Below are 12,004 nucleotides of genomic sequence, written 5' to 3' on the forward strand. Positions count from 1 at the left end.
CATCACGGACCGACGACAGGGTTTAGAATATGCGCCCTGCCCGCACAAGCCGAGAGCATCGATCTTGAACCCACTGAAACGACTCGCCTCGCAGACCGCCATCTACGGCGTCAGCAGCGTCCTCGGGCGCTTTCTCAACTATCTGCTGGTGCCATTGCTGACCTACAGCTTCGCGCCCCAGTCCTACGGCGTGGTCGCTGAATTCTACGCCTACATGGGCTTTCTCGCGGTGGTGCTCACCTTCGGGCTGGAGACCGGCTACTTCCGCTTCCGCAACGGCGACACCTGGGCACCCGAACGGGTCTATGGCACCGTGGTACAGACCCTGCTCGTCGGCAACCTGCTGTTTCTGCTCGGCGCGCTGTTGGTGAGTGAGCCACTGGCGGCGCTGCTGCGCCATCCCGAACACCCCGAGTACATCTGGTGGTGCGCGGCCATCCTCGCCACCGACGCGCTCGGCGCCGCGGCCTTCGCGCGACTGCGCGCCGAGGAGCGTGCGGCGCGCTTCGCCGCGATCAAGCTGCTCGAGATCGGCGCCAATATCGGGCTGACGGTGTTCTTCATCGGTCTCTGTCGCCCCGCCTTCGAGCAGGACCCCAACTCGTTCCTGGGGGCGCTGTGGGACCCGGCGATCGGCATCGGCTACGTCTTCATCGCCAACCTCATCGCCAGCCTGCTCAAGCTCGGGTTACTCGCACCACAGCTGCGCGACGGGCTCGGTGGATTCCAGGGGGACCTGTTCCGCCGCCTGATCCGCTACTCGGCGCCGATGGTGGTGATCGGGCTGGCGGGGATCGTCAACGAGATGCTCGACCGTGCCGCGCTCAAGTACTTGCTGCCCTATGACGACGCCACCAACCTCGCCCAGCTCGGCATCTACAGCGCCTGCTACAAGCTCTCGATCCTGATGGCGCTGTTCATCCAGGCCTTTCGCTATGCCGGCGAACCCTTCTTCTTCGCCTACGCCCGCGAGCGCGACGCCCGCGCAGTCTACGCCCTGGTGCTCAACTGGTTCGTGATCTGCTGCGTCTTCATCTTCCTGATGGTATCGCTGTTCCTGGAGCTGTTCGGCTATTTCGTCGGTCCAGAATACCGCGCCGGACTCGGTGTGGTCCCGGTGCTGCTGATCGCCGGTATGCTGCTCGGGGTCTATGTCAATCTCTCGATCTGGTACAAGCTCACCGATCGCACCCTGCTCGGCGCCGGGGTATCGCTGATCGGCGCCGCGATCACGGTGGTGCTGCTGTGGTGGTGGGTGCCGATTCACGGCTATGTCGGCGCGGCCTGGGCGCACCTGGTGTGTTACGCGAGCATGGTGGCGCTGTCCTATCTGCTCGGACGGCGTTACTACCCGGTGCCCTACGAGGTCGGGCGGGTACTCGGCTATCTCGCCTTCGGCATCGGGCTCTATCTGCTCGGCGAATGGCTGACCGAGACGCGGGGCTGGTCGTCGGTGGCGGTGGGCGCAGCCATCCTGGCGGGATTCATCGCGGTGGTGGCGGCGACCGATGGCCGCCGCCTGCTGCGCCGGACGGCGCGGGCCTGAAGGCCCGGCAACCCGTCCGGCTGAGGCGGGATCAGAACTCCTCTTCGCCGCCGAAGTCGTCGAAGAAGGCGCCCTCGTCCTCGGGCATCGCCTCCATCGGGTCCTGCATCATCTCCGGCTCCATCGGCACCTCCGGCTCGGCGGGGATATCGGCGGCCTCGGCGTCGTCGGCGAACATGCCAGCGATGGCGTTACCGAGCAGCACGCCACCGGCCACGCCCATCGCGGTCTGCGCCGCGCCGGCGAGGAAGCCGCCGCCGCCACCGGCCTGGCCCTGCTGGAAGGGGGCCGCGCCCTGGCCCTGCGGCTGCGCGCCACGCCCGGCGCCCCAACCACCACCGCTCGACTGACGCGGCTGACGGGCAGGCGCCTGCTGCTGTTGCTGCGCGCCGCCGCCGAACAGACCGCCGAGGAAACCACCGCCGCTCTGCTGCGGACGCTCGGCGAGCTGCTTTTCGAGCTCCTCGACGCGCCCCTGCAGGTTCTGCAGGGCATGCTCCTGCACCAGCACCGCCTGGGCCATCAGATAGGGGGCCGCCGGCTGACGGGCGATCATGTCCTGAATCAGCTTCTCCGCCTCGGGGTCACGCTGGCCGGACTGGGTCTCGGCCTGCTGCAGGCGCTGAAACAGACCCTCGATCGCGGATTGGTCCTGTGCATTCATCTTGCGGATTACCTCGTGATGTTCATTCGGTGGTCACGCACCGTCGCACGACGGTGTCTTCCACTGCCAGTGACAACAGAGTGTAAGACAAGGTTTCGATCAATATAATTCGAATCTTTTCTAGATAAGAGTTCGAAAAAACCGAACTGAAGGCGATGCGCGGCAGCAATTACAAGCACCTCTATTACTTCTGGATGGTCGCCAAGGAGGGTGGCGTGGTCCGCGCCGCCGAGGCGCTGCACCTCACCCCGCAGACCATCAGCGGCCAGCTGCGGGTGCTCGAGGAGCAGCTCGGCACCCGACTGTTCGACCGGCGCGGACGCGGGCTGACGCTGACCGAGACCGGGCGGCTGGCGTTCAACTTCGCCGACGAGATCTTCCGTCTCGGCGCGGAGATGGAGGAGGCGCTGCAGGGGCGGACCAGCGGCCGACCGCTGCAGTTCACCGTCGGGGTGGTCGACGTGGTGCCGAAGATGGTCGCCTACCGGCTGCTGGAGCCGGCGCTGCACCTGGCCGAGCCGGTGCGTATCCACTGTCGCGAGGGCAAGCTCGAGGCCCTGCTCGCCGATATCGCGGTGCACAAGCTCGACATGGTGCTCGCCGACACCCCGCTGGCCGGAGCGCTCAATGTCCGCGCCTTCAACCATCCGCTTGGCGAGTGCGGCATCACCTTCTTCGCCGCCCCGGCGCTCGCCGCGCGCTATCGCGCGGGCTTCCCGCAGTCACTGCACCAGGCGCCGATGCTGGTCCCGGCGCTCAACACCGCGTTGCGCGGCGCGCTGATGCAGTGGCTCGACCAGCTCGACATCCGCCCGCGGATCGTCGGCGAGTTCGAGGACCGGGCGCTGATGCAGGCCTTCGGCCAGGCCGGGGTCGGGGTCTTCGTCTCGCCCAGCGTGATCGCCGAGGAGACCCGGCGCCAGCACGGAGTCGAGACGATCGGCGCGACCGAGGCGGTGCGCGAGCGCTACTACGCGATCTCCGCCGAGCGCCGCCTGCGCCACCCCGCCGTCGTCGCCGTCAGCCAGGCCGCACGGCTGGAACTCTTCCAGGCGGAGACCGAGGGCGGCGGAGGCCAGCCGCCAAAAGGTTGAACCGCAAAGGTCGAACCGCAAAGTCACAAAGGACGCCAAGGGGGAGGAAAGTCTTCAGCTCCGAGTGAGAGCAAAGCACAGCGTACCCACCGGAGGTGAGCGGCGAGGTTCGTCGGTAGGCGTCGACGTCGATGTCGCCGCCAACCCGGCACACGACCGTCCTTTCCTTCGCGATCTTTGCGGCTTTGCGGTTCGACGCTCTCCTGCGCTCATCAGACTGGCGACTGACCAGCGTTCCCCGGATAATGCCCCGGTTTCCGCTGACCGTATTGACCGAGACCCCGCATGTCCGACCCGATCCGTTCGTCCCGCACTGGTCACCTGCGCGCGCTGCCCTTGCTGCCACTGCTCTGGGGGGCCGGAGGCGCCCGAGCGCAGTCCCCCGCGACGCTCAGCGCCGAGGCCGGCGAGCTGTTCGACCAGGGCTTCTTTCTCACCCTGGGCTTCTCCTTCATGGTCGGGCTGGCGCTCGGTTTCGCGCTCAAGTTCGCCTTCAAGGTGGCACTGGTGGTGGGCGGGGTGATCCTGATCGCCCTGGTCGGGCTGCAATCGATCGGCGTGGTGGAGATCAACTGGGCCGGGCTCGAGGGGCACTATGACACCTGGAGCGCCTGGACCAGCGCACATGCCCAGGCGCTCTTCGATCTGGTCGCGGCCAACCTCTCCGGCACCGCCGCCTTCCTCGCCGGACTCGCCGCCGGGCTCAAGCTCTGAGCGACGCCGGACACGAACGTCCCGGCGCCCCTGTGTCTCAGGCCGACTCGGCCGCCGCCGGGCGCTCGAACAGATAGTGCCCGACGTACCACTCCTGACCATCACGGAAGGCGAACAGCTCGGCACAGGCCATGAAGAACAGCCGCCAACGCCGCCACCACAGCGGCGCGTCCGCCACCCCGTAGGTCTGCTCGAGCAGCGGCCAGACCTGCTCGCGCGCGCCATCCATGCGCGCCAGCCAGGCCTCCAGGGTGTGGGCATAGTGCAGCCCGTTCCAGCGCCAGCGATCGATCAGGCGCAGCCGGTCCTGAAAGGACAGCGGCAGGTCGTCGCTCGGCATCAGCCCGCCGGCGAAGAAGTAATGGCTCATCCAGTCGCTCGGACCGTCGTCCTCGAAGAAGTAAGGGTGGTGGCGGTGACAGAAGATGTGCATCAGCATCCGCCCGCCCGGGTGCAACCAGTCGTGGATGCGTCCGAGCAGGCGACGATGGTTGCGCATGTGCTCGAACATCTCCAGCGAGACCACGCGGTCATAGCGCCCGTCGGGTTGGAAGTCGTTCATGTCGGCGGTGATCACCTCGAGCCCGTCGAGCCCGAGCCGATCGCGCTCGGCCTCGATGAAGCGGCGCTGCGCGTGTGAGTTGGAGACGGCGGTAATGCGACAGCCCGGCAGGTGCTCGGCCAGATAGAGGCTGAAGGCACCCCAACCACAGCCGAGCTCGAGCACGCGCTGACCGTCACGGATGCCGGCGCGCTCCAGGGTCGTGGCGAGCGACGCCTCCTCGGCCCGCTCGAGCCGGTCGACGCCCTCCGGCCAGTAGCAGCAGCTGTACTTGCGCCGTGGTCCGAGCACGGTGGCAAAGAAGGCCGCCGGCAGCTCGTAATGCTGCTCGTTGGCGCGTTGCGGCACCTCGGCGACGGCCGAGTCATCCATCCGCGCGATCAGCGCCTGCTGTTGCGCCAGGGCCGCTTCGCAGTCGTCCTGCGGCAGGCTCGCCAGGCGCTGACGCAGCAGCGCGCGAATACCACCGCGCGTCACCCCGTCCGGCACCAGCCCCTGCTCGACCCAACGAATCGCCGTCGCTGTGGCATTGAACATCCACCCCTCCCCACCCGGAGTCTTCCGACCATTTCGGTGAGATATCGGCGTGAGCGCCGAACAACAAGCCCCGGCGCCCGATCAGCCGCGCAGGATACGACCGCTGGCGGCGTCGCGAATGGTCGATGGGCGGTCGGCGCCGCAGCAGGCGCCATAGAGGAGGTAGTCGGGAGCGTCGCCGGCGAGCGCCAGACGCAACGCCCGCGCGGTTGTGGCCGGCGGGCGGTCGGCACGGTTGGCGCTGGTCGAGACGATGGCACCGCCATAGGCACGGCACAGCGCCGCGGCCAGCGGATGGGCAGTGACCCGCACCGCCAGGGTGGAGAAGCGACCGGTGAGCCAGTCGGGGGTGCTCGGGCGCGCCGGCAGCAACCAGGTGTTGGGTCCGGGCCAGCTCGCCCGGACCTCGGCCATGCGTGCGGTATCGAGCGACTCGACCTCGACATAGGGGGCGAGCTGGGCGTAGTCGGCGGCGATCAGGATCAGCCCCTTGGCCGGATCGCGCTGCTTGATCTCGAGGATGCGTGAGACCGCGACGGCATCGCGCGGATCGCAGCCGAGCCCGTAGACGGCCTCGGTGGGATAGCCCACCACCGCGCCGGCGCGCAGCCAGGCGGCGGCGAGTCGCACCCGATGACGCTGGGCGGGGCCGAGCACCGTGCTCACCCGCCCTCATCCTCGCCGCCGGGCTGCTCGACCGGGGCGCGATAGCCGCACTCCTTCTGCGGACAGACCTTGGAGGCGCCCTTGGTCTTGGTCACCTTGAGGGTGAGCACCGGCCAGCCACAGCGCGGACAGGGCTCATCGAGCGGCTGGTCCCAGACCGCATAGTCGCACTTGGGATAGGTCGAGCAGGAGTAGAAGATCTTGCCACGGCGCGATTTCTTCTTCTGCAGGGTGCCCTTGCCGCACTTGGGACAGGGCACGCCGGTGTCCTCGGGTTTCTCCAGCGGCTCGATATGACGGCACTTGGGGTAGGCGCTGCAGCCGATGAACTTGCCATAGCGCCCGCGCTTGATCTCCAGCGGTGAGCCGCACTCGGGACAGCTGCGCCCCTCGACCACTTCGGGGGCCTCGGCCTCGCCCTGATCGGGGTTGAGGTCGCGGGTATAGTCGCAGTCGGGATAGTTGGTGCAGCCGATGAAGCGACCGTTGCGACCGAGCCGGATCGAGAGCTGACCGCCGCACTTGGGGCAGACCTCGTCGATACGCTCCTGGGTGACGTCGCTGCGCTTGACGTTGGCCTGGGTGTGGTCGACCTGCTCCTTGAAGGGCTGCCAGAAGCGCTCGAGCAGCGGGATCCAGTCGACCTCGCCGCGCGAGATGGCATCGAGGTCGTCCTCGAGCCGGGCGGTGAAGTCGTAGTCGACATAGGAGGTGAAGTACTCGGTGAGGAAGCGGTTGACCACCCGACCGACGTCGGTCGGCAGGAAGCGCTTCTTGTCGAGCACCACGTACTCGCGATCCTGCAGCGTGGAGATGATGGTGGCATAGGTCGAGGGGCGACCGATGCCGAACTCCTCCAGCGCCTTGACCAGCGAGGCCTCGGTGTAGCGCGGCGGCGGCTCGGTGAAATGCTGTTCAGGGCGGATCCCGAGCAGGGTCACGTGATCGCCCTCGTTCATCTCCGGGAGCATCCGCTCCTCGTCGTCGTCCCCGCCCTTGGCATCGTCGCGCCCCTCGAGATAGACCCGCATGAAGCCCGGCTCGGCGACCATCGAGCCGGTGGCGCGGAACAGGTTGCCATCACCGGCGCTGAGATCGACCGCCACCTGGTTGATCAGCGCATGGGCCATCTGGCAGGCCAGGGTGCGTTTCCAGATCAGCTCATAGAGACGCTGCTGCTCCTGGTTGAGATAGGGCTTGAGCGAGGCCGGGTCGCGCAGCACCGAGGTCGGGCGCACCGCCTCGTGGGCCTCCTGGGCGTTCTTCGACTTGGTCTTGAAGAAGCGCGGCTGCGGCGGCAGGTGATCGGCGCCGTAGCGATCGGCGACGCACTGGCGGATCTCCTCGAGCGCCTCCTGAGCGAGGTTGACCGAGTCGGTGCGCATGTAGGTGATCAGACCGACGGCGCCGGCGCCGACATCGACACCCTCGTAAAGCTGCTGAGCCACGCGCATGGTGCGCTGGGCGGTGAAGCCGAGCTTGCGCGCGGCCTCCTGCTGCAACGTCGAGGTGGTGAAGGGCGGGGCCGGATGACGCTTGCGCTGCTTGCGCTTGACCGACTCGACCACCAGGGTGCCGGCGGCGGCCTGCTCGAGCTGCTGGCGTACCGTCTCGGCACGCTCGCCGTCGGTGATCGAGAACTGTTCGAGCTTGACCCCATCGAGCTGGATCAGCTTGGCGACGAAACGCTTGGCGTCCCTGTCGAGATCGGCCTCGATGCTCCAGTACTCCTGGCGCTCGAAGCGCTCGATCTCGGACTCGCGCTCGCAGATCAGCCGCAGCGCCGGGCTCTGCACCCGCCCCGCCGAGAGACCACGACGGATCTTCTTCCACAGCAAGGGGGACAGATTGAAGCCGACCAGATAGTCGAGCGCACGCCGTGCCTGCTGCGCGTTGACCATGTCGAGCGAGAGTTCGCGCGGATTGGCCACCGCCTCCTGCACCGCGCGCTTGGTGATCTCGTTGAACACCACGCGGTGCACCGCCCGCTCGCCGAGCTGGCGGCGCCCCTTGAGCAGCTCGAAGAGATGCCAGGAGATCGCCTCGCCCTCGCGATCGGGGTCGGTGGCCAGATACAGCGCATCGGCCCCCTTGAGCTTCTTGGCGATGGTCTGGACGTGTTTCTCGTTGCGCTCGATCACCTGGTACTTCATCGCGAAGCCATGCTCGGGATCGACCGCCCCCTCCTTGGGCACCAGATCGCGGACATGGCCGTAGGAGGCGACCACGTCGAAGTCCGGGCCGAGGTATTTCTTGATGGTCTTTGCCTTCGCAGGTGATTCGACGATAACGAGATTCATCTGTGGTCTTGGTCGGCCATGTGGGTGTGACTGAAGCCTGCCGGGATACAGGTCATCGGGTCAAGGTGGTGGAGGTGACACCGCCACTGCCGCGCAGGAGCACGACGGGACGGCGCAGACGGACACGGGCGGCGCGGAGAGCCTCCGACGCAGGGGCCAGGTCCGGCGCGGAATGCGGGCAGTTTAGCGGTGCGCTCGGAGTCCCCACAAGGGGGCCAGAGCGCATGCGGCGATCGGCACCGGGTCCGATCCGGTGCGCTGATCCTCAGTGTAGGTAGGCCTGCCCCCCATCGTAGACCATCTCCTCCATCTGACTGAAGGCGTCCTCCTGACCGGGTCGGTTCAGCAACACCAGCAGCACCACCCACTTGACCTCATCGGCCGTCACCTGCGGCAGATGGGTCGCCAAGAGACGGTCGATCACCAGCTCCCGGCCGAGCGGGTCGAGGATCCCGTTCTGCTCCAGCGCCAGCAGGAAACCGCGCGCCTCGGCACTGAGCTTGACACACTCCTGCTCGGCATAGACACGGAGCGAACCGGCCGCGTGGCCCAGGTCCTGCGGCGCATACTGCGGGGCCTCGACTTCGTCGGCCAACTCGTCGAGCCAGCGCAGCGCCTGCTCGATCTCGTCGCTGTTGAAGCCTGCCTCGGAAAGTTCATCCTCGAGCACGTGCGAGTCGATGGGGGCGCGCTCCCCACCGTCCATATAATTCTCGTAGAGATAGATCAGAACATCGACCATGTTTTCGAACATCAGCCAACCTCGTGGGCGGCGCCAGCCGGGCGACTGGCGGGAAGCGGCGCCTGGATGCGCCCTGGGGGTCGTCACTGGCCTCGCGACGCGTCGCTTACACGGACGGCGGCGCGTCACCGCGCTCGGCGACGCCGCGACGACAATAGCGACCACCCGGCAGCGATGATACATGAGCGTCCAGTTCCAGGACCAACAAGGTCGAGAGGATCTGCTGTGCCGGCAATCCGGTGCGGGCGCTCAGCTCGTCGGGGGCGACCGGATCCTCACCCATCGCCTCGAGCACCCGCGTGGCGGTGTCATCCAGCCCGTTCGGGGTGGCCGGTCCCGGCTGCGCCCCGGCGGGCACCGGATCGATCAGCGCACGCAGCTGGGGCGCGAGTTCGACGAGCACCTCCTGGGCCTCCTCGACCAGCCGCGCGCCATCGCGGATCAGCGCGTGACAGCCGCGCGCCAGCGGGTTGCGCACCGAGCCCGGCACCGCGAACACCTCGCGCCCCTGTTCGAGGGCGAGTCGCGCGGTGATCAGCGAACCGCTCTTGAGCGCCGCTTCGGTGACCAGCACGCCCAGCGACAGACCGCTGATCAGACGATTGCGCCTGGGGAAGTTGCGCGCCAGCGGCTCGACCCCGGGCGGGAACTCGCTGACCAGGGCGCCGTTGGCGGCGATGCGGTGGGCCAGCTCGCGATGCGCGGCCGGATAGACCCGGTCCGGCCCGGTGCCGAGCACCGCGATGGTGCGCCCGCGCTCGAGCGCGCCGAGATGGGCGGCGGCATCGACCCCGCTGGCCAACCCGCTGGTCACCACCAACCCGTAACCGGCCAGCTCGCGGGCGAAGGCATGGGTGAGTTCGGCGCCGCCCGGGGTCGGGTTGCGGCTGCCGACGACGGCGACCTGGGGTTCGGCGAGCAGTGTCGGATCGCCGCGTACGTAGAGCAGCGGCGGGGCGTCGTCGAGCTGGGCGAGACGCCGCGGATAGCGCGGATCGTTGCGGGTGAGCACCCAGGCCCCCGGCTGCTCGACCCAGTGCAGCACCCGCTCGATCGGCTCGCGCGCCGGACTGGCGAGTGCCGCGACCGTCTCCGGGCGCAGCCCGGCAGCGGTGAGCTGGCGCGCGGGCTGGGCGAGGATCGCCTCCGCATCGCCGTAGCGCTCGAGCAACTGGGCGGCAGTCCGCGGACCGATCCCGGGGGCATTGACCAGGGCCAGCCAGGGCTCGAGCGCCTCGTGCCTCAACGCCACCTCGCTCAGGCCGGCGGCGGGGCGACCCGGTCGCCGACCGCCATGGCGCGGTAGGCCTCGAGCACCAGCGCAAAGCTAACCCGATCGAAGACGCGGAACACCATCAACACGCCCGCCCGTTCATAGGGTCGGAGATAGGTGTCGCGGTCACGACGCATGTCGGCGTGCAGCGGCATGCCGTCCTCTCCGGGCGGATCGGCGCGCCACCCCTCGAAGGAGAAATCACCGAACCAGAAATCGCTGTCGAGCGGGGAGTCGTCGCGCCAGTTCCAGTCGAAGCCGCCCCGACGCACCTGATCCGGCGCCGTCTCGCCGCCGATGAAGACCTCGAACACATGGCCTGCCTCGATACCGTCACGCTCCCCCTTGTTCAGGATCACGACATCGAACTGACCGATCTGCGACACCCCCTTGAGCACCGAGAGGATGCGCCCACGGACCCCGGCGGGGCCTGGCTCGGGATAGAAGTTCTCGAGCGAGCGCTCCTGCTCGGCCGGGATCACCCGGTCGCCGATCGCGACCTCCCGCTCGGCGCGGGCGATACGCAGCTTGGCCGGGTCGCCCGGGCGCTCGAGCGCGGCGGTGGCGACGAACTCGACCTCGTAGCCGAGCAGCTCATTGGAGTCGGGGTCGCGCAGCGCCTTGCCCGGGCGCACCACCTGGTAGCGCGAGGAGTCGGTCTGGGCGAGCCGGCGCACATAGATCGAGTCGAAGGTGCCGACGACGAGGTGCTCGTCGGGGAAGCCGACCACGTAGGGCGCGCGCTCGACCTGATCGGAGTCGGCCACCAGCGGCTGGGTGAGGAAGGGGGCGATCGAGGCGATCGGGATCACCGGCACGGCATCCTCGAGCGAGGTCACGCGGGCCTGGGGCGAGCGCTTGACCACGCGCATCCCGTCCTGATAGCCGAGGGTCCGGTCACCGCCCCCGCGGGTCAGCTGCAACTGCGCCGCGCCGTTGACCTCGACGAGTTCGAGCAAGTCGCCGGGGTAGATCAGATCGGGGTTGGTGATCCCGGGGTTGGCGCGCCACAGCGCATGCCAGCGCCAGGGGTCGCGGAGGAAGCGCCCGGCGATGTCCCACAGGGTGTCGCCCGAGCGCACCACGTAGCGGGCGGGGGCATCGGGGGCAAGCGTCACCTCGGCGCGTGTCGGCGCGGGGACAAGGAGCACGAGCAACAGCGGTGCCAGCACACGAAGCGAGCGGGGAGCGCGCATGGACCCTCCGTGACGGTCGAAACGGGATTCACCCGCCCCCAATACGGGGTATAGTATTGATTCCGATAGTAGCGCAGTCCAGGCGCCCTCTTCCACTCGCGGACCTGACACTCAACGAACCATGGCCATGCTCGAAATCCTCACCTTCCCCGATCCCCGGCTGCGCAAGGCAGCAAAACCGGTCGACCAGGTCGACGATGCCGTGCGTCGGCTGATCGACGACATGCTCGAGACCATGTACGCCGCTCCGGGAATCGGACTCGCCGCCACCCAGGTCAATGTTCACAAGCGCATCGTGGTGATCGACATCTCCGAGGATCATGACCAGCCGCTGTGTCTGATCAACCCGGAGATCCTCGAGCGCGAGGGTGAGGAGCAGATGGAGGAAGGCTGCCTGTCGGTGCCCGGGTTCTACGAACCGGTCATCCGTGCAGAGCGGGTCCGGATCAAGGCGCTCGACCGCGACGGCAAACCCTTCACCCTCGCGGCCGAGGGCCTGCTGGCGGTGTGCATCCAGCACGAACTCGACCATCTCGACGGCAAGCTGTTCGTCGATCATATCTCCACGCTCAAGCGCCAGCGCATCCGCCGCAAGCTCGAGAAGGTCAGCAAGCGCCACCACGGTGCCGCCGAGACGGCGCACCGGACCGCGATCTGATGCCGACGTCCCCAGCCGTCGCCTCGACATCAACCCAGACCCAGACCGATTC

At 67.9% G+C, this 12,004-nt stretch carries 11 protein-coding genes; 4 read left to right on the forward strand and 7 right to left on the reverse strand.

The annotated features are described in order from the left end of the window. Window positions 1-64: 64 nt before the first annotated feature. On the forward strand, window positions 65-1,546 hold the full coding sequence (locus tag EBL85_RS05235) for an oligosaccharide flippase family protein (RefSeq protein WP_123142344.1): 1,482 nt from the start codon (window positions 65-67) through the stop codon (window positions 1,544-1,546). A gap of 31 nt (window positions 1,547-1,577) precedes the next feature. On the opposite strand, the gene EBL85_RS05240 is transcribed toward EBL85_RS05235, so the two are convergent. Further along, window positions 1,578-2,210, reverse strand: a complete 633-nt coding sequence (locus tag EBL85_RS05240; protein WP_123142345.1) for a DUF2076 domain-containing protein — start codon at window positions 2,208-2,210, stop codon at window positions 1,578-1,580. A gap of 155 nt (window positions 2,211-2,365) precedes the next feature. Here EBL85_RS05240 and nhaR point away from each other — a divergent pair, with 155 nt between their 5' ends. Together nhaR and EBL85_RS05250 are read left to right on the forward strand one after the other, a co-directional pair. Beyond that, window positions 2,366-3,304: a transcriptional activator NhaR gene (gene nhaR / locus EBL85_RS05245; protein WP_123139849.1), complete on the forward strand. Its 939-nt coding sequence runs from the start codon at window positions 2,366-2,368 to the stop codon at window positions 3,302-3,304. Between the two features lie 285 nt (window positions 3,305-3,589). Further along, on the forward strand, window positions 3,590-4,018 hold the full coding sequence (locus tag EBL85_RS05250) for an FUN14 domain-containing protein (RefSeq protein ID WP_123139850.1): 429 nt from the start codon (window positions 3,590-3,592) through the stop codon (window positions 4,016-4,018). 37 nt (window positions 4,019-4,055) lie between these two features. On the opposite strand, the gene EBL85_RS05255 is transcribed toward EBL85_RS05250, so the two are convergent. The 6 genes from EBL85_RS05255 to EBL85_RS05280 all read right to left on the reverse strand — a co-directional run bounded on the left by EBL85_RS05255 (window position 4,056) and on the right by EBL85_RS05280 (window position 11,294). Next, complete coding sequence (locus EBL85_RS05255; RefSeq protein ID WP_123142346.1) at window positions 4,056-5,117, reverse strand: cyclopropane-fatty-acyl-phospholipid synthase family protein; 1,062 nt, start codon at window positions 5,115-5,117, stop codon at window positions 4,056-4,058. Window positions 5,118-5,198: 81 nt separating this feature from the next. After that, window positions 5,199-5,783 (reverse strand): L-threonylcarbamoyladenylate synthase, encoded by a 585-nt coding sequence (locus tag EBL85_RS05260; RefSeq protein ID WP_123142347.1) that lies wholly within the window; start codon window positions 5,781-5,783, stop codon window positions 5,199-5,201. Then, window positions 5,780-8,083: a type I DNA topoisomerase gene (gene topA, locus EBL85_RS05265; RefSeq protein WP_123139853.1), complete on the reverse strand. Its 2,304-nt coding sequence runs from the start codon at window positions 8,081-8,083 to the stop codon at window positions 5,780-5,782. The genes EBL85_RS05260 and topA overlap by 4 nt, the downstream gene beginning before the upstream one ends. 265 nt (window positions 8,084-8,348) lie before the next feature. Continuing rightward, window positions 8,349-8,837 carry a DUF494 domain-containing protein gene (locus EBL85_RS05270; RefSeq protein ID WP_062273949.1) on the reverse strand — a complete coding sequence of 163 codons (489 nt, stop codon included), beginning with the start codon at window positions 8,835-8,837 and terminating at the stop codon, window positions 8,349-8,351. 94 nt (window positions 8,838-8,931) lie between these two features. Continuing rightward, a complete protein-coding gene (gene dprA, locus EBL85_RS05275; RefSeq protein WP_123139854.1) occupies window positions 8,932-10,071 on the reverse strand; it encodes a DNA-processing protein DprA in 1,140 nt (379 codons plus the stop codon). An 11-nt stretch (window positions 10,072-10,082) separates the two neighbouring features. After that, the gene (locus EBL85_RS05280) at window positions 10,083-11,294 is read right to left on the reverse strand and encodes a LysM peptidoglycan-binding domain-containing protein (protein WP_123139855.1); all 1,212 of its coding nucleotides are present in this window, start codon (window positions 11,292-11,294) and stop codon (window positions 10,083-10,085) included. A gap of 121 nt (window positions 11,295-11,415) precedes the next feature. Between EBL85_RS05280 and def the strand changes: the two genes are divergently transcribed. After that, a complete protein-coding gene (gene def / locus EBL85_RS05285) occupies window positions 11,416-11,952 on the forward strand; it encodes a peptide deformylase (protein ID WP_123139856.1) in 537 nt (178 codons plus the stop codon). Window positions 11,953-12,004: the final 52 nt, after the last annotated feature.

The organism is Marichromatium sp. AB32, assembly GCF_003718675.1.
Taxonomy (GTDB): domain Bacteria; phylum Pseudomonadota; class Gammaproteobacteria; order Chromatiales; family Chromatiaceae; genus Marichromatium; species Marichromatium gracile.